The organism is Microbulbifer agarilyticus (genome assembly GCF_020171345.1).
Taxonomy (GTDB): domain Bacteria; phylum Pseudomonadota; class Gammaproteobacteria; order Pseudomonadales; family Cellvibrionaceae; genus Microbulbifer; species Microbulbifer agarilyticus_D.
Genome location: NZ_JAIUZM010000003.1, coordinates 468,961 through 486,515, shown reverse-complemented (window position 1 = coordinate 486,515; position 17,555 = coordinate 468,961). Strand labels below are relative to the sequence as shown.

General features: G+C 55.4%; 14 protein-coding genes. 5 read left to right on the top strand and 9 right to left on the bottom strand.

Annotated features, from left to right (window positions below; all coding sequences use genetic code 11):
* The first annotated feature begins 70 nt into the window (after window positions 1-70).
* Entirely contained in the window at window positions 71-2,227 is a 2,157-nt protein-coding gene (locus LCM31_RS12480) for a S9 family peptidase (RefSeq protein WP_224870553.1), read from the top strand.
* A gap of 81 nt (window positions 2,228-2,308) precedes the next feature.
* Here the strand turns inward: LCM31_RS12480 and dbpA are convergent, their stop codons facing one another.
* The 7 genes from dbpA to LCM31_RS12445 all read right to left on the bottom strand — a co-directional run bounded on the left by dbpA (window position 2,309) and on the right by LCM31_RS12445 (window position 13,143).
* Complete coding sequence (dbpA, locus tag LCM31_RS12475; RefSeq protein WP_224870551.1) at window positions 2,309-3,718, bottom strand: ATP-dependent RNA helicase DbpA; 1,410 nt, start codon at window positions 3,716-3,718, stop codon at window positions 2,309-2,311.
* Window positions 3,719-3,823: 105 nt separating this feature from the next.
* Window positions 3,824-4,927: a lipocalin-like domain-containing protein gene (locus LCM31_RS12470; RefSeq protein WP_224870549.1), complete on the bottom strand. Its 1,104-nt coding sequence runs from the start codon at window positions 4,925-4,927 to the stop codon at window positions 3,824-3,826.
* A complete protein-coding gene (locus LCM31_RS12465) occupies window positions 4,920-7,352 on the bottom strand; it encodes an ABC transporter permease (RefSeq protein ID WP_224870547.1) in 2,433 nt (810 codons plus the stop codon). Before LCM31_RS12465 ends, LCM31_RS12470 begins: the two co-directional genes overlap by 8 nt.
* Window positions 7,328-8,014, bottom strand: a complete 687-nt coding sequence (locus LCM31_RS12460; protein ID WP_224870545.1) for an ABC transporter ATP-binding protein — start codon at window positions 8,012-8,014, stop codon at window positions 7,328-7,330. The genes LCM31_RS12465 and LCM31_RS12460 overlap by 25 nt, the downstream gene beginning before the upstream one ends.
* A 262-nt stretch (window positions 8,015-8,276) precedes the next feature.
* Entirely contained in the window at window positions 8,277-9,758 is a 1,482-nt protein-coding gene (locus LCM31_RS12455) for a carotenoid oxygenase family protein (RefSeq protein WP_224870543.1), read from the bottom strand.
* 43 nt (window positions 9,759-9,801) lie between these two features.
* The gene (locus LCM31_RS12450) at window positions 9,802-12,231 is read right to left on the bottom strand and encodes a TonB-dependent receptor (RefSeq protein ID WP_224870541.1); all 2,430 of its coding nucleotides are present in this window, start codon (window positions 12,229-12,231) and stop codon (window positions 9,802-9,804) included.
* Between the two features lie 333 nt (window positions 12,232-12,564).
* Window positions 12,565-13,143 (bottom strand): tRNA-uridine aminocarboxypropyltransferase, encoded by a 579-nt coding sequence (locus LCM31_RS12445; RefSeq protein WP_224870539.1) that lies wholly within the window; start codon window positions 13,141-13,143, stop codon window positions 12,565-12,567.
* 238 nt (window positions 13,144-13,381) lie between these two features.
* Between LCM31_RS12445 and LCM31_RS12440 the strand changes: the two genes are divergently transcribed.
* The 4 genes from LCM31_RS12440 (at window position 13,382) to LCM31_RS12425 (ending at window position 16,057) form a co-directional block, all read left to right on the top strand.
* Complete coding sequence (locus tag LCM31_RS12440) at window positions 13,382-13,807, top strand: hypothetical protein (RefSeq protein WP_224870537.1); 426 nt, start codon at window positions 13,382-13,384, stop codon at window positions 13,805-13,807.
* 48 nt (window positions 13,808-13,855) lie between these two features.
* Window positions 13,856-14,305 carry a GNAT family N-acetyltransferase gene (locus LCM31_RS12435; protein ID WP_224870535.1) on the top strand — a complete coding sequence of 150 codons (450 nt, stop codon included), beginning with the start codon at window positions 13,856-13,858 and terminating at the stop codon, window positions 14,303-14,305.
* Window positions 14,306-14,396: 91 nt separating this feature from the next.
* A complete protein-coding gene (locus LCM31_RS12430) occupies window positions 14,397-15,350 on the top strand; it encodes an MlaD family protein (protein WP_224870533.1) in 954 nt (317 codons plus the stop codon).
* A gap of 128 nt (window positions 15,351-15,478) precedes the next feature.
* Entirely contained in the window at window positions 15,479-16,057 is a 579-nt protein-coding gene (locus LCM31_RS12425) for an ABC-type transport auxiliary lipoprotein family protein (RefSeq protein ID WP_224870531.1), read from the top strand.
* Here LCM31_RS12425 and LCM31_RS12420 read toward each other — a convergent pair.
* Both LCM31_RS12420 and LCM31_RS12415 read right to left on the bottom strand, forming a co-directional pair.
* Complete coding sequence (locus tag LCM31_RS12420; RefSeq protein ID WP_224870530.1) at window positions 16,005-16,559, bottom strand: cytochrome b; 555 nt, start codon at window positions 16,557-16,559, stop codon at window positions 16,005-16,007. The two genes, LCM31_RS12425 and LCM31_RS12420, sit on opposite strands and share 53 nt — an antisense overlap.
* Before the next feature lie 54 nt (window positions 16,560-16,613).
* Window positions 16,614-17,537 (bottom strand): M14 family metallopeptidase, encoded by a 924-nt coding sequence (locus tag LCM31_RS12415; protein ID WP_224870528.1) that lies wholly within the window; start codon window positions 17,535-17,537, stop codon window positions 16,614-16,616.
* Between the last annotated feature and the right edge of the window lie 18 nt (window positions 17,538-17,555).

Here is a 17,555-nt window from a genome sequence, read left to right as displayed (position 1 = left end):
AAGGCGGTACGCGGTATAACGATAATCATCCACCGGAGATGCTATGAAGCCCCAGGTAGCAGTACTAGCTATGACAATATTGGCCACAGGCTGTGGCAAACCCACCGACGAGAACAAACCCACCTCCCCTGATACCAGTGCACTGGCACCTAAAGTCGCCCCACCTGTGGCGAAGAAGGTCCCGCACAAAATGGAGATCCACGGCCACGAACGTGTCGACCCCTACTACTGGATGCGCGACGACTCCCGTAGCGACCCGGAAATGCTGGCGCACCTGCAGGCGGAGAACCACTATGTCGACCAGATAATGCAGCACACCAAACCGCTGCAGGACGCACTGTATGAGGAAATGGTCGGGCGGCTGGAAAAAGACAAGTCCTCGGTACCGGTGAAGGTACGCGGCTATTGGTACTACTCGCGCTATGAATCCGACGGTGAGTATCCGATCCATGCGCGCAAGAAAGGTAGCCTGGAAGCTGCAGAAGAAATACTCCTCAATGTGAATACACTGGCAGAGGACGAATCCTACTTCAATGTGGCACGAACCGCGGTCTCCCCAAACAACTCGATGCTCGCCTATCCGGAAGACAAAGTCGGCCGCCGTATTTACACCATTCGCTTCAAGGACCTGAACAGCGGCGAACTACTGGATGATCAGCTGGAGAACGCCGAAGGCACGGTAGTCTGGGCGAACGATAACCAGACCGTGTTCTACATCAACAAGGACCCGCAGACCCTGCTCGGCTATCAGGTTAAGCGACACAAGCTGGGCACGCCGCAAAGCGAAGACCAGATCGTCTACGAGGAGAAGGACAACACCTTCTACACCTATATCTCCAAGTCGCGTGATGGTTCGATGATCTATATCCATCACTATTCCACGCTGGTGAAAGGTGTTTCCGCCCTGGATGCCAATACGCCCAATGGCGAATTCGCCCCGCTGCACCCGCTCGAACCCAAGCATGAATATTTTGTACAGAAGCTGGGTGAAAACTTCTTCATCCAGACCAACTGGCAGGCAGAAAACTTCCGCCTGATGAAGGCAAACACGGAAACTGTCAGCGATAAGTCCCAGTGGGCGGAAGTCATCCCACATCGCAAAAATGTGTTGCTTGAGGACTTCACCACCTTTGAAGGTCGACTGGCCGTGGTCGAACGGGCCGACGGCCAGTCCGCACTGCGCATTATCGGCTTATCGAATGAGGATGATTTCGAAGTTAGCTTTAACGACCCGGTCTACCAGCTCTCTCTGAGCCGCAATCCGGAAGTATCCGCCAATGCTGTGCGTATTTCCTACTCCAGCCTCACCACGCCCAACACGATTTACGATGCAGATCTGCTGACAGGCGATCTCAAACTGCTGAAGCAGGATAAGGTGCTCGGCGATTTCGACCGCACCCGCTACCAGGCCGAAGGCATTCGTATTACTGCGCGGGATGGCAAGGACATCCCGGTGTCTCTGGTTTACCGTAAAGATCTGTTCAAGAAAGACGGTTCCCACCCGATGCTGCAGTATGGTTATGGCTCCTACGGCAACACCATCGACCCGGTGTTTATTCCCAGCATCTTCTCACTGCTGGACCGCGGTTTTGTCTTCTCCATCGCGCATATTCGCGGCAGCCAAAAGCTGGGGCGCCCCTGGTATGAAGACGGCAAGATGTTCAACAAGAAAAACACCTTTACCGATTTCATCGATGTCACCAAAGGGCTGGTTGAACAGAAATATGCAGCTTCCGATAAGGTATTTGCATCCGGCGGTAGCGCCGGTGGCCTGCTGATGGGTGCGGTGGTAAATATGGAACCTGAACTCTACCGTGGTATTACCGCCAAGGTACCGTTCGTGGATGTAGTCACCACCATGCTGGACGAGTCGATTCCGCTGACCGTAAACGAGTATGATGAGTGGGGTAACCCAAACAACAAAGACAGCTACGACTACATGCTGTCTTACTCACCCTACGATCAGGTAAAAGCGCAAGATTACCCAAGTATGCTGGTCACTACTGGACTGCACGATTCTCAGGTGCAGTACTTCGAGCCCATGAAATGGGTGGCAAAGTTGCGTGATCTAAAAACCGATGAAAACCAGCTGCTCTTCCATACCAATATGGAAGCCGGGCACGGAGGTTCCTCTGGTCGCTTCCGCCGCAACAAGGAACGCGCTCTGGAGTATGCCTTCTATCTGGACCTGCTCGGCAAGGGACATTTGGAAAGCACCGAGCAATAAGCGCGAACGCGCTGAAAGGCTAGTGGGTTGTTCGCGGCCCGCTGGTATCAGGCAGTTACCCTGATACCAGCGGGTAGTGACTCATACACCCACGATCCGTGCGCGGAAGTTACGTCCTTTAAGCTTGCCATTGGCGAGCTTTTTTAGTGCTTTTTTGGCTACCGGGCGCTCTACTGCAACGAAGGTGGAGAAATCAAATAGCTGGATCTTGCCGATCTGCTTGCCATCAATACCACCTTCACCGGTCAGCGCGCCGACCACATCGCCGGCCCGGACTTTCTGCTTCTTGCCACCATCAATCTGCAGAGTTGTCATGACTGGGCGTGCTGGCGCAAACCCGTGTGGTGCATCGGGCACATCCAGCAACGGAATTTCCTGCCCCATCAACTCTTCCAGCCGCTCCAGTTTGTAGACTTCTTTCTTGCTTACCAGAGAGATCGCCACGCCCTTCTGCCCTGCCCGTCCGGTACGGCCAACCCGGTGCACATGCACCTCCGGGTCTCGCGACAGGTGGTAGTTCACTACGATGGGGAGTTCTTCAATATCCAACCCGCGCGCCGCAACGTCGGTCGCCACAAGAATCGACGCGCTGCCATTGGCGAAGAGTGTCAGGGTGCGGTCGCGTTCTTTTTGCTCCATATCGCCATGCAGAGCGAGCGCGGCGAAACCTGAGCGCTTGAGTGCATTGGCGGCTTCTTCGGTTTCCTTTTTGGTGTTGCAAAACACCAGGGCCGAAGACGCATCGTGATTGGCAAGCAATTGATACAGCGCGGCCGGTCGCGCCTCATTGTTTTGCACCCGGTAGTACTTCTGCTCGATGGTGCTTTTGGTGTGGCCTGCAGCCACTTCCACTTTGACCGGATTGCTCAGCACGCGACTGGCGAGCGCATCAATGGTGTTTGGGTAGGTGGCGGAAAACAGCAGGGTCTGCCGGTCCTTCGGCAAGGTGGCAAGGATCTGGTCCAGCACCGCCTGGAAGCCCATATCGAGCATACGATCGGCTTCATCCAGCACCAGAGTCTCCACACCACTCAGATCGAGATTCCCTTTGCGCAGGTGATCCTCGATACGGCCGGGCGTACCCACCACGATATGTGCACCATGCTTCAGGGAGCCGATCTGAGGATCGAATGGCATGCCACCGCACAGGGTCAGGATCTTGATGTTATGAATCGCGCGCGCCAGTTTACGCAGCTCACGCGCCACCTGATCCGCCAGTTCACGGGTCGGACACAATACCAGCGCCTGCACCCGGAATTTCTCGACACGCAATTTCTGCAGTAGCCCGAGACCAAACGCCACCGTCTTGCCGGAACCGGTCTTAGCCTGGCCGATCACATCCTCGCCCGCCACCATCGCCGGCAATGCCGCCGCCTGGATCTCCGTCAGTTGGGCGTAGCCCAGATCCTTGAGGTTCTTCAGTAAGGCGGGCTTCAGAGGCAGGGACTGGAAATCTTTAGGGTGCGCGTTATCGGAAGTTGAGGAAGTCACGGTATAGGCTCGAATATGGGGTTTGGGTCGACTCAGGTGAGCGAGGTTTAAAGAAAGGCGGCGTATTGTAGGTAAGCCGGCCTGACTTTCCTACAACAAGTGGCGTTAATCACCGTACCCGGTCATTTCCAGATACCCAGCGCCGCTATGACTGCCCTTAACTGTGACCGGGCCCTCCCAGTAGCGCATTGCACCTGCATTCCAGTATTCGCCTGGCCAGGAGTGTACGTCGAGTTCGAGGTTTGCCGTAGGCACCGCAACTCGCCACACTACCGGCACCTGGCCGAAGCGGGTTTTACGGTAGTCGGTGGCAGCAAGGGTGAAATCGTCTGAATTCAGTGCCATGGTAGCCCCATCGGCGGCAACCAGTGTGGCCGAATAGAAATCCTCCGCTCCGCGCACGCGGAACAGCATCAGGTGACGGCCGTCATCCAGGTGCAGGGCCATCCAGTCCCACCCCTGCTGGTCTTCTTTCAGGTATTGGCTACTCCATTCACGGTCGAACCAGCCCTGCCCGGTTACAGTAAAGGTTTCGGTCTTGCCGTTATCGAGGATAGCTATCTCGCCTTCAATCGCCAGATCCGGATAGCTGAAATACATGGAGCCTCCGCCGCCAGCCGACTTAGCGCTAAAGCCCTGTTCACCGTGGAAGATTGGCGGTAATCGCGGCTGTATGCGAAGGCGAAACTGGAACTTCGGCTCTGCCACTTCAAGGTTCCAGTCGCCATCCTCATCCGATGACAACTGCCAGTGATCGATCCAGGCAGTAAAGGGATCGACAGTAACGTCAGCCTGCCCACTGCCACCACGGGCCGCACGGTCCGCGAACCAATGCTGGTTGGGACGGCTCACCGCGGCGTGCGCGAACCATACTTCGTTGCGCTGCCAATCGAGCATTCTGCCCTGCTCCTTGCTGTAATACGGGCCCGGTTTAATGCCGTTGCGAAACAAGGTCCATTGCACCCCGAATTGCTCGCCGCCCTCACTCTCCAGATTCGCGGTGAGGTACCACCACTCCAGGCGAAACTCCGGGTGTACTCCCATATCTTGTGGGAACCGGATCTGCATCCCCGGGTGCGCCTGCTTAAAGCCCTCGGGGGGATCAGTCAATGCACTCATGAAAGATGACGTCGACGGCGCATCGCTACATGCCGGAAGCAACAGCGCGAGAGTGATGGACCAGATGGTAACGAGTGGTCGGCTATTCATTCTTGAGCGTCTCCAGCCGTACCGGGTTACCAGCGAGCAGACCAACACCCAAGCCAATCAGCAGGCATACACCCCAAACCTGGAGCCAAAAGCCAGGGTAAAAATGCAGCGGCAATGCCCAACCGAAGGCCGCAGGGTTTACCCGCGCTACCAGGACCCAGCTCAAGAACAAACCGAGTGGCACGGCCAGTATGGCCAGCAAGCCGGTTACCAGAATGCTGTGGGCTACCAGACGGCGACGCAGGCTTGCGCGCGGCACACCATTGACAAACAGCAAGGTATAACTGCTCTGGCGTAAGCGGAAAATGACCAGGCCCATTAACGCAAGTGCGGTGCCCGCTAACACCAGCGTCAGCCCATTGAGCAATCGGGTTAATTGGAAGGTGCGCGAGAAGGCCGCATTGGCAGCCTGCTTGAGTTCCTGTTGATCGCGCAGGTCGGTCTTTTGCAGCCAAGGATATTGCTCCGGCCAATCCTGCCAACCCTCGCCGGCGGAGTCGGTTAATCCCAGAACGAAACGGGTGTAACGCTCCGGCAGTGCATCGTTCACTTGTGCCAACGGCAACATGAGCTCGCCCTGAGGGCGCCCATAGTCCGCGTAAATGCCAACAACCGTGCGAGTACCCGTTGTGCCGCCAAGCTTGAACTGGACCTTATCCCCCAATCCAAGTGATTCCCGCCGCGCGAGTTGCTCATTGATCAGTACACCTCCGCTGTTCACACGCTGCCAGAGGTCCTGCTCGGTACTGAGAAATGGCCAGTCCTGCAATAGCGGTGACTCTGGGTCAATGGCGAATACATCAATCTGAATCGGGGCTTGACTGGACTCCAACACCGCTCGCCCACGGACCATGGGCAACACCGCGGAAACGCCGGGCAATTTTTGCAGGCGCTGCTGCCAATCACTTGTATCCACTGGCCGTCCGGGGTCCAGATAAAGATCGCCCTGCAGGCGCTGGTCCAGCCAGCGATCAAACGTGGACTCAAAGCCAGAAACCATCGCCTGCACACCAATCGCGGTAGCGATGGCAAAGGCGAGTGCAGTAAGCGGCAGGCTCAGCAAACGACACAGGGCGCGCATTTCTGAAAAGGACCACTCCAGCAACGGCCGAACGGTAACGCGCTCGGCAAAACCCAGCAGCCCGTTCAGCATTTCTGGCAGCAACATCCCACAGCCGATAAGGCACCCCAAGGTCGCAGCGAAAATCAACCAAAGGGTAAAAGTGGAAAGCAATGTAACTACCGAGATCGCGATCAACAACAACGCGAGCAGAACCCGCCAATTGCGCCGCCTACCCTCACCTGTTTCCTGCTCGGAAGTGGCTCGAAACGGGTTCTTGTCTATACCTTGTCGGCTTGAGACTGTAAGCAAATCAAAACAGGCCCAGCCCACAACAACTGCCAGGATCAACACCATGCCGAACCAGGACATAAGCGTGAGGCGACTTTGCGCCAGCGCCTGCACACTGAAAAGACCACTGAGCGTTCCGGAAAATCCATCGGCAAGTCCGGAAGCCAGGCGCTCCCCCAGCCATACGCCAATGGTCCCGCCGATTAGCGCTACTAACAGCACTTCGACGATCAGCGCGATACGCAATTTATTCTGCGGGATGCCACAGCGCACCAGAATATCGAGGCTGCGGCGCCGCTGCTCGAGGGCGAAACGATACACGCTGCGCACCAATAGCGCCGCCACCAATAGCGTTAAGACGCCGAGCGCATTCAGGCTAAGCAGAAACGCGTCGACCAGTGGCGCCGGTTCAATGCCATAGTCTTCCACCTCGGTGCGGTAGCCGATCGGGAGTTTCTTTCCGTTCTGTTCTGCGCCGGGCAGTAAAATGGCAAGTTCTTGTCGATTGCCCGGTGCAAATCCCTGCGCGACGGAGATATCCGCAAATAGCTGATTCCGCGGCACACCTTCAAGCGCTTCAAATTCAATCTCCTCTGATCCCGGAAGCCCCAACCTTCTCCATTTTTCGAAATCTTCCGCGGCGCCAAGTAACAACGGTTTATCCCAGGAGACAATGAGCGTTTCAACCACCGCTGTATCGGCGCTAGATTCGGATTCGCGCTCCGCACCGGAATCACTGAACTGTCGCAGGCAGCCGGCAGTAAACGGATCGATACCAATAACATCGGGCACTGCGCGGCCTGCAAACTGCACACGTAATTGTGGTGCCACACAAAGTCCGGCGCGACGTAGAGCAGCGAAATCTTCCACCGTCAGTGCGAGCCCATCTTCACGCTCAATACGCAGTAATGGCTCCAGTAACTCGCTGGATTTTTTTGCCGCGCTTGCGGCGGAATCGGTCAGCGCACGCACGCCACTCCACAGGGTTGCGGCGCATACCAGAATCAGCAACAGCCCGAGTAGCTGTACTGGATGGCGGCGGTAGTGGCTCAGGAAGACAGTGCCGAGTCCCATGGACGCAGGGCTCCTTCGCGCAACTCCAGTATCCGGTCGCAGCGCTCGGCTAATTCCGGGTTATGAGTGACAATCAGTGCGCCCACATCGCGCTCGCGAATGGCATCAAAGAACAGGGGGGTAACCCGCTGGGCGGTGGCGTAATCCAGGCTGCCGGTGGGTTCATCCGCGAGGATCAGCTTCGGCCGCATGGCAAAGGCACAGGCCAGAGCCGCGCGTTGACGCTGGCCGCCAGAGAGTTGATCGGGATACCGCCCAGCGGTGTCAGAAATGCCCAAACGCTTCATTAGCGCCGCACCATCATTCTCTAAAAGCCCCGCCAAACTGGCGCGAAAGGCTATATTGCGAGAAACAGTGAGGGTGGGAATAAGGTTGCCGTCCTGAAACAGTGTGGCAATGTGCCTGCGGCGCAATTGTGCCCAGTCATTTTCAGACAGTGTCTGTGCAGATTGCCCAAATATACGCAGCTCACCGGCTTCGGCGATCAGCAGCCCATTCAAGACATTGAGCAGCGTACTCTTGCCAGATCCGGATGGACCAATGATTGCGACAGATTCGCCGCTCCGCAGCCTAAACGAGACATCGTCAAGTACCGCTACATGCCTCGTTCCGTAACGGTAACTGTACTTGAGTCCAATAGCGTCAAGTAGAGTGTCAGGCATCGAACGCCAACCGCCGTATCGTCCAGCAAGAGCTTGGCGCCTGTTTAGCTGTCATCCTCGAAAATTCCCGTTCCGCAATGATCAGAAGTATGACCGGGGCACCCCGAAGAGAGACATATATACCGCGTGCCAAGGGGGCACACACGGGGGAAAATTTGGTCACCCGCCAATATTAGCTACAAACCTGGCGGCGCGCTCGCCAAATAGCCTACCCGCCAGAGATTCCAACTGACAATGGAACGACAGAGAGCGTGATTCCTGCTTACAGAAAAATTTTTGGGCTAAACATTCCGTGGAAGCCTTGGGGAATATGGAAATCGAGTTTGATGGTGGCAAGCGGTACGTCAAAATCCTTGCTGTCGATCACGATGACTTCAGACTTGTCCGTGTTGCCATTGTAGACATAGCAAAGACAGTAGAAATCGTCTTCTGCACCAGCGCCCGGCTTGGCCACCATAAGGGGTTCACCGGTGTAACGGTAACTACCAAAATCATGCACTTCGACCTTTCCTGTCTCGCGATCAATCTTCTGTATCGCATTGAAGTAGGTCTTGGGGCCTTCACCGGTATAGCCAGTAGCGACGGCGTAGCGATTTTCTAAAGTGGTACGGGTCCAGTCCCACTGGGGAAACTCTCCTTCAATCGCATCGTCAATATATTCGCTCTGGAAACGTCGGCTCTTCAGGTTAACGACACAGCGCTTGTAGCGAGCCGCACCAGAGCGGAAATTCACATCGTCTGAGAACAGATCCATGGGTTCGATCTTATGATCTGGCGTTCCAAAGCCACCCTCATTGGTTTCCATCAGGTCGAAATGAATTTCCCCATTTTTTTCATACGCATTGCCGAAGTGCAGACAGGCGATGGGATCAATCTCGATGGTATCAACCAGCTTCAGGCTGTGCAGGTCGATAATGACAAGCTTGTTGATAAGATGCTTGTCATACAGCATCAGGTCGGCAAACGACTCATTCTTCAGCATCGTCATCAATACGTTGCCCTGCATGGACACCGATGACTGAATAAATATCGCGTAGTTTTCCGTCATCGCGAAATCATGCAGCAACGGCATGTGGTCCAGGGCGAAGCGTGCACGCTGCACCATGTGGCCGCTGGGGTCGATTTTATACAGTTCAAACCCGGGTTTTAGTCCTCCCCAGCCGACATCGAAACACAGCCCAAAATTGTAGTAGTAGCCATTTTTGGGGTTAATCTTACCGTGTGCGCTGAACACATTGGTCTTATTGAGATTGCCGTCGTAAGTGAATTCCCCATAGGTATCGAGGGAGGCTGGATCGACGGAGTAAGGACGCCCACCCTCGTTCAGGGCGAGGAACTTACCCCCGTGGAGTATCAGACCGGTATTGGCCGGGTTGGCGGGCGGGGAAAAACGCTTGAAAAAGTTGCCCTTGGGTGCACCACCAAAGCCCCGGTACAAGAATTTACCCGCCGCCGTCTCGTCCACATATTTGGGAGTTCGAATGAACTTATTAGAAAAATGGACTTTACCGTTGGCAAACGTGGTACGCGCAATCATGCCATCGCCGTCGAACCAGTGCCCTACCGGCTCGCCGCCCAGTTGCAAACGGCCGGGACCGTTACGAAAAAAGGAGCCGGTAAGGTCGGCAGGCACCTTACCCTCGATGTCCGTCACCCAGTAATCATACTCGTTTTCCTGCGCCGCAAAGTTTCCTTTGATGGTTGGCGACTGAACGTTTTGCCGGGTGATTTCCGCAATGGTCATAACACTCTCCACTTCTCTGCGCGCTTACTAAATCGCGAATTTCTTAGTTGAAGCTACGGCGCACAGTAACCCCATAACTGGATCTCGGAGCGGCGAAGCCGGCATAGCCACCGACCGTGGGAATATCAATACCCATCAGGAAATACTCCTCATCCAACAGGTTCTTACCCCATGCCGCCACCTCCCAGCTTCGGTCGAGATTCCCAAGCGTTAAACGGAGGTTGACCAATTCCACTGACTCGTTGAACAGGTTGCGGTCCAGATCCTGGTCCAAATAGTGGCTGTCTACAAAATTGTGCTCGATGCGGGCAATCATCAGCAGATCGGATGCAAGTGGTCGCTCGTACTGCGCATAGGAGCTGTAGGTCCACTCAGGTGCATTGTCCAGAGGTTTCCCGGCAAGGTCTGCCACGCAAGGAAGCGTCGGATTGGCAAGGGACCAGAACAGAGAATCCATCGCGGTACACTGACCATTATCAAACTCTTTATATTCTGCCTTGTTGTAACCGATCGCTGTGCCCAGTGTGAGGTTCTCGCTCGCAGCGAACAGGATATCCATTTCTGAACCATAACTTTCCAGCGAGCCGGCATTGGTTACGGTAGTACTCGCTCCGTCAAACGCCTGCGCCTGGAAGTTATCATAATCTACGAGGTAGAGGGTGCCATTAAAGGTGAGGCGGTTGTTCAGCAGAACACTTTTCCAACCGAGTTCATAACTGGTTGCTTCCTCTTCATCAAACTCTCCGGCACTGTCGTTGCCACCATTGATTCGGCCAAAGACCTGTACCGGCACACGGCGCTGATCGAAGCCACCCGACTTGAAACCCTTGCTCACACTGGCGTAGGCCATCACGTCGTCATTGATGAAATAGCGCAGGTTGAACGATGGTGAAATATCGCTATCGGAGCGTTTCTGATCAAAGTCGACATCCGCACCAGCAATAGGTGCAAGGTCAAACGGCAGATACTGGAACGGCGGCAGCGATTCTGGTGGCAGGCCGGGCAGTGGCGTGCGCAGAGTACGCTGCGCTCCGGTGCGCTCTTTTGTTTCCTGGGTCACACGAACACCGAGGGTAGCACTCAACTGGTCACTGAGGTTCCACTCCAGCTGGCCGAACACCGCCAAGGCGCTGGTGGAGTATTCGTTGATATCAATATTCTGCGAGCGGCTGCCGAGGATCGCGGAGAGCGGCGGCATACCCGCCTGCAGTTGCGGGGAATTCAGCAGCACCGTCTCATTCAAACCGAGACTGCCTTCGGTTTCGAAGTTAGCGTAATAACCGTAGAGACCCACCTGATAATCCACGGTATTGTCGCCCAGCGAAGCCACACGCAGTTCGGTGGAATACTGCTTCAAATCCTCTTCTGTAACCGCCGCCGAGGCAGCATCATAGGCTGTGAAATCCCCATCGTAGCTGCTGTTAGACGAGTAGGTCCGGACAGCATTGATAAACGTGACGCTGTGGGACTCCGCCCCATCATACGTCCATTCAGCGGAAAGCCCTCCTACCTCGACATCATTTTTCAGGGCATCATTAAACCAATAGTCATCACCAAAAGGATCTGCCTGGGGGGGAGCACCAATGCTGCCGGGCGCGGACTCGAGAGCATTGTATGGCAGCCCGGGCAGCATAGCTGAGGGGTTATTGGTCATCGGCGTGCCAATCATAATCGGCGCCACACCGTTGTAGTCGATCACCGCCAATGCGCAACAGTCGGTGTTTTCCTTCGAATAGTCGGCATTAAGCAACAGCTCACTGTCTTCAAAGTTGAACAGGAAGCGCGTCTTAACACCCCATTTATCGGCGTTGTTGACGCCCTCTCCATTAAAAGTGTTTTTATACAGGTGGTCACCTTTAATCGCGAATGCGCTCATACGCATGGCATTACCCGTGTCGCCAAGCGGCAGGTTTACCATAGATCTCATTTCTTTACGGTTGTTGCTGGCGAAAACCAGGTCGCCTTCGGCCGCAAAGTCGGCGGTCGGCTTGGAAGTAATAATATTTATGGCGCCCGCCGCGGTGTTCTTACCGTAAAGCGTGCCTTGAGGACCTCTCAGCACTTCCACGCGTTCGATATCCACCAGATCGTTAATATTCATACCCGCACGACTGTGGTACACGCCATCGATAAATACACCAACACTCGGGTCAATACCGGCATTAGAGCCCGCTGACCCAATACCTCGAATGCGAAGAGATGTGGTTCTTGTGTCTGGTCCGGACTGAATCTTCAGGCTCGGGGTATATTGCTCCAGCGCGTTAAAATTCGTCTCACCGGAATCTTTGAAGAAGTCTTTGTCAAAGGCAGAGATGGATATCGGAACTTCTTGAATATTTTCTTCCCGCTTGGTGGCGGTGACGGTGATGTGCTCGATGCCCACCTCCGCTTCCGGCTGGTTCTCTTGTGCAACAACCGGGGCCGCAAAGTTGGCGAGCAGGAAGCAGCTTATCGATGCAAAGTATCGCTTCATTGTTATCATTCCTTCGAGACAAGTGGCTATTTATCGTTATCGCGGGTAAACCCCTTAGTCCCGCTCACTCTCATCAGTGCTGGAATACAACCGAATTCCGCCGTTACCATACCAAAGACGCACAGGAGTAACAAACAGTTCTGACTGTTTTTATTGGGGCGCCGCAGGTCGAAAAACGAACAGCGATGGGCGGAGGCTGGATCTTTTTTGAGCGAAGTAGACGCTCTGAGAATGAATACAGGCACCAAACAGACAGGGAAACTGCGGGGTACATTATCGAAAGGCACTGATCAGAGCACCTATATCGAAAAGTGCCCCAAAGATTGCTCGTGGTCAGCGCTTGATACCCGAAAGCTGCAAAGAAACCATCTTCTCGAAAGGCTGTAACAAGCGCGTGAAATCGCCCCTCGGCTCGAGTTCCTGCAGCGCCAGCGCAATGCTCTCGATGGTCGACAGGCTGTTTTCCATAGACGATTTACGCACCTGATACTGGGATTCCAGCTCCCCGGAAAAGCTCACACGTGGTAGCTGCTGCAATAGCGGCTGTAAGTGCAGCATTTTCTTCGACTTGCGCCAGGTCGCATCGATCACAACCAATTGCTCCAGCGCCGCATTCTGGAGCGTACCGGGCTCTACCAATTCCGCTACTGGCAACCAACTTAAAGATGGGTATAACAACGCAGAGCGCGGTGTTAACCGTTGTTGCAGGAATTCTTCCGAAAGGGTTTCCGCCACCACCAATTCACTGTTATCCAAACAAAGGTGCGCCATGCGTCCCGTGTTGAACGGATGCTTCTGTTCTTGCGGATGCTGAATGATCAGCACCTTGATGCGACTGGGCATATGCACCAACGCGCTGCAATAGCACATACGGAGCGGCCGCTGGCAGGTGGGACAGATATCGCGTGGCATAGCGTGGGATGGCCCCAGACAACTCGACGGATTAGTGACTGGCCAGTGACGCAACGCGATGCGTAGTGACCTGACGAATCAATTCTACCGCGCTCACCATCTCCGACGCCATTCCCCACACGAGAACAAGGTGTTTTCGGTCCCAAAAGAAACTGTGACCTGAAACAAATCAACATTTCTGCCGATCGATATACTACGCGCCTTGCGCCCCTATGATGTCTTTCCTCACGAGGTACCTATGAAACTTCTCAGATTCGCTCTTCCGCTGCTCACTGCCGTCATTAGCATGCCCTCCTTCGCCAACCAGAACGGTATTGGCCTGGGTCTCGCGTACGATCTCGGCGTCGGCGTCACTGCACAAATCCGCGGCACCTCGATTTTCGTGAACAGCGATGCGATCGCCGTTGATATGCGCTTGCAGAACTTCCGCAATGACCGCGGTACCGCCTACGTTTACATTGATGCGGGCGGCTTTTATGAGGATGGCGGCAATGACAGTTACAATGACAAAGCCGGCGTGCGCCTGCCGATCGGCCTTTCCTTTGGGATTGCCCCGAGTGTGCAAGCCTATGTCCAGGCTGTGCCTAACTTCGCCTTCAGCGATAATGAAAACCAGGAAGGCTTTGGCGTAGATGGCGCACTGGGCCTGCGTTTGCGCTTCTAATTCGCCAAACAAATACTGGCGCCGCCGTTTTCCGTGACTGAGAGCGATATGGATTTGAACCGATCTGGCAAGGCATTTACCGCACACTGGCTCACCGATGCCGAGATGCCGTTAGCCAACAAGTTCTATCGCGCACACAAGTTTCGCGGCAAAGCGCGGCGCCACGACCCCTGCATGGTGGTGCGCGACGCGCAAAAGCAGATTATTGCCTGCGGCTCGCTGCGCAAACTCACCGACAGCCAGCTACTCGCTGGTGTCGCCGTCGCGGAAGAATCCCGCGGCAAAGGCGTGGCGCGCTTCCTGTTGCGACATATGGCAGAAGCCTACGACGACAGCACCTTCACCTTCCCCTACCGGCATTTGGTGCCCTTTTACGAATCCCTCGGCTACACCGAAGTCGATGAAAATGGCCTGCCTTCGGCCATTGTTGACCGCTTCCATACCTACCAGAAGCAAGGGCGTGACATATTGATCATGCGCTATCAAGCAGCGCACTAGCCCTGCCGCTTATCCATTCGCCTTGGCGCAATTTGAACTAGACTTCGACTGGCCCTGATATGGAGATATCACACTGGCAGAGGAGCGCTCGATGTCTATCAGCATTGCGAATCGGGCGCGAATACTGTTTACGATGGCTCTGGTACTTGTTGTACTGGCCGCATGGCTGTATTTCCAGCTCGCATCAGGTCGCCATACAACCTACGAGATCGTCACTCAAGACCCCGTCTCCGGACTGATTGTCGGCGCGCCAGTGGAGTTTCATGGTGTCGACGTCGGGCACGTAACCAGCGTGGCGCTGACCGGCCCCAAGTCCGTACGTATTCTGCTGGAAGTCAGCAATGATGCCCCCATCACCAAAGCCACCGTCGCCACCATCACCGCACGCGGGTTGGCAACCCGGGGTTTTACCGGCTATGTCTACATTCTGCTAAACAACCCGGGAACCGATCAAAGCCCACTTATTCCCGCACCCAGCGCCCGCTACGCCCGGATCCCCAGCACCCCATCGCGCTCGGTCAATCTGGATACGGCAATCAGCCAGGTAAATCAGAACGTACAGGCGTTAACCGAACTGGTGCGCACCCTGCTCAATCAAGACACTATCGCTGCCCTGCAACACACCGCAGAGAACCTGCAGCAGGTTACCCGGGTGCTCGCAACGAATCAGGAGCAACTCAGTGCAATCATTACCAATAGTGAGCACGCCACCCGCAAGCTCGGACCAATACTCGACTCCACCACCGATACGCTAAACGCCCTGCAGCAGGTGAGCCAGATGCTGGCCAGCAACCAGCAGCGACTGGATACCATCATCGCCAATACCGAGCAGGCCAGCGGCCAGCTGGGGCCGCTGCTGGATACCAGCACTAACTCTATCAATGCGTTACAACAGCAAGTGCTGCCCGAGGCCTACCGCACCATGGCCACCCTCAACCAGCTGAGCAATTCGATAACGCGGCTTACCGACAAGATCAACCGCGACCCATCCGTGTTGATCCGCGGCAGTGCGGCGCCACCACTTGGACCGGGCGAATCCGAATGAGGCAAGGCAGCGGCCGTAGTATCTCGCAGCTAAGGTTGCATCTCACCTGGGCTGCTCGCATCTTCATGGGCGTCTTCGGAGCCGTGCTGCTTTCCGGGTGCTCACTATTTTCCCCAATTGAAAACAATATGCGGGTGGCGGTAATCGACCAGATCCCGATGGTGACGCCAGAGCAAAGCCGCCGCGAGGCGACACTGCTGGTGCTACCTCCAGCCATCAATCCGATTTACGACACCATACGCATGGCCTATCAGGCCCAACCTCACCAGATCGACTACTTCAGCAAACACGAATGGGGCGCAACGCCAGCGCAGATGCTGCAACCCCTGCTTGCGCAAACGTTTGAGCGAACGCAGCAGTTCAGGGCCGTGGCTACGCCGCCCTACTTCGGCCCCTACAGCTATGGGTTACGCACGGAGATCCTGGAATTCGTACAGGACTTCACTTCCGGCCCGGCACGCTTTCATCTGGTATTGCGGGTACAGCTGGTGGACGGCAGGTCCAATCGGATTATCGCCAGTCGCTTGATAGCGCTACAAGAGCCATTGCTAGAGCAGACGCCCACCGCAGGCGTTGTCGCGGCGAACAAGGCTACGGCCAGTGCATTGGCGCAGACGGCGTATTTCATTTTCGAGCAGATCGCTCAATCAGAGCCTAACCAGGCCGACCGGGCAAGATTTTCTCCAGAGCATCATCCCGGCAAATAAAGTAGTGCCGCAAGGCAGCGGCAACATGCAGAACAATAAAGCCAATCAACACAAACCCAAGCCACTTATGCAGCTCGACCAGTAGCTCGAAGCGATATTCGTTATGTGGAATAAGATCCGGCAGGCGTAAGCCAAAAGCGTATACCGGCACGCTCATGGCGGAAGACATTAACCAGCCGCTAATCGGCAAGGCCAACATCAGCGCGTAAAAGCTCAAGTGAACAAAGCGCGCAGCGACCTTCTGCCAATCCGGCATTTCCTCTACCAACTCAGGCAGAATGTTTCCTACTCGCCATGCTAGCCGTACCAATGCGAGCGCCAATGCCAGAATGCCGTACTCCTTATGCAGCAGAATCAACCTTATCTTCTGCTTATCGAACCCGACATCCGGCAGGCTGGCCATATACAGCCCCAGCCCAAGCAGCCCGATCAATAACAGCGCCATCGCCCAGTGCAGGACGACAGCGACGCTGCCATAACGTGAATCCGTATTCCGGAACATTGATCTGGGTTATATCTATGGAGTTGACCTAATTCTAGATCTTGCCGAACGAGATCACTGGTGCGCCAATGAATAATCAATTGCGGCACACACCGCTGCAGCCTGCGCTGCATTGCACTGCTCCGGCGTCGCACGCGGGCTGTCGGGGTAAACCTCAGTGGTGGTCTTGTAGCGAGCGCTGGTGACACTCGCGCAGAGCCCTAGCTTCTTTAGCGGGTATTCAATTACGCCCCGGGCGACTACCGGAGATCCGATAATCTCACCATTGTCATCCGCCGGCGCGATATGCGTTACCCTCTCCACCGCCGCAATGACTGCCTGCTGGAATGCGGGTTGCGGGCTTTCACTGTCATCAACGAGATAGAAACCATCGGGAATACCGCCCGGGGTAAATGGCTTACCATCTCGAGCTGCGAGCGCAGGACGAAATTCGGTTTCGTCGGTATCCGTGGTTTCGTGCAGGTCGATATGCATCACGACGCGATCACTGATGGGCGCTACCAGACGCATCAATGCCGCCGACTCTTCTGAGGGACTGTCATTGTAGAACGAACGGTTGGGGTCGATTGCGTTTGGGTTCCAGCGGTGAATACGCTCATAGGCCCAAGGGCTTACGCAGGGGGCGACGAGTAGATTGGCTCGACCCGCATAAGCCCCTGCATGCTGCTCCACGAATTGCAGCGCACCATGCACGCCACTTGTTTCGTAGCCGTGCACCCCGCCGGTCACCAGCATTATTGGCAACTCGTCATCCCAGTCGAGGCTGCGGATCGCCAGCAACGGGAAGCTTTGATCGCCATATTCCAGACGGCCATATTCTTCCAGGTCGAAGCGATCATGCAGGCGCTCGATCTTGCTTATGACCTCAGACTCATAGCTGCGGTGGCGTATCTGGCGCGATAACCACTCTGCGCGTTCCGCGTCGCCCCAGGGGGTGCCGGGGGTACCGATGGGATAGAATACAGGGGTGGTGTTCATTTCGCTTGTTCTCCAGTG

What these genes read in the sequence shown, in the direction of transcription:
- LCM31_RS12480 (WP_224870553.1), top strand. Translation starts at nt 71, where the DNA reads ATGACAATATTGGCCACAGGCTGTGGCAAACCCACCGACGAGAACAAA.
- LCM31_RS12470 (WP_224870549.1), bottom strand. Translation starts at nt 4,927, where the DNA reads ATGAATAGCCGACCACTCGTTACCATCTGGTCCATCACTCTCGCGCTG.
- LCM31_RS12465 (WP_224870547.1), bottom strand. Translation starts at nt 7,352, where the DNA reads ATGGGACTCGGCACTGTCTTCCTGAGCCACTACCGCCGCCATCCAGTA.
- LCM31_RS12460 (WP_224870545.1), bottom strand. Translation starts at nt 8,014, where the DNA reads ATGCCTGACACTCTACTTGACGCTATTGGACTCAAGTACAGTTACCGT.
- LCM31_RS12455 (WP_224870543.1), bottom strand. Translation starts at nt 9,758, where the DNA reads ATGACCATTGCGGAAATCACCCGGCAAAACGTTCAGTCGCCAACCATC.
- LCM31_RS12450 (WP_224870541.1), bottom strand. Translation starts at nt 12,231, where the DNA reads ATGAAGCGATACTTTGCATCGATAAGCTGCTTCCTGCTCGCCAACTTT.
- LCM31_RS12445 (WP_224870539.1), bottom strand. Translation starts at nt 13,143, where the DNA reads ATGCCACGCGATATCTGTCCCACCTGCCAGCGGCCGCTCCGTATGTGC.
- LCM31_RS12440 (WP_224870537.1), top strand. Translation starts at nt 13,382, where the DNA reads ATGAAACTTCTCAGATTCGCTCTTCCGCTGCTCACTGCCGTCATTAGC.
- LCM31_RS12435 (WP_224870535.1), top strand. Translation starts at nt 13,856, where the DNA reads ATGGATTTGAACCGATCTGGCAAGGCATTTACCGCACACTGGCTCACC.
- LCM31_RS12430 (WP_224870533.1), top strand. Translation starts at nt 14,397, where the DNA reads ATGTCTATCAGCATTGCGAATCGGGCGCGAATACTGTTTACGATGGCT.
- LCM31_RS12425 (WP_224870531.1), top strand. Translation starts at nt 15,479, where the DNA reads ATGCGGGTGGCGGTAATCGACCAGATCCCGATGGTGACGCCAGAGCAA.
- LCM31_RS12420 (WP_224870530.1), bottom strand. Translation starts at nt 16,559, where the DNA reads ATGTTCCGGAATACGGATTCACGTTATGGCAGCGTCGCTGTCGTCCTG.
- LCM31_RS12415 (WP_224870528.1), bottom strand. Translation starts at nt 17,537, where the DNA reads ATGAACACCACCCCTGTATTCTATCCCATCGGTACCCCCGGCACCCCC.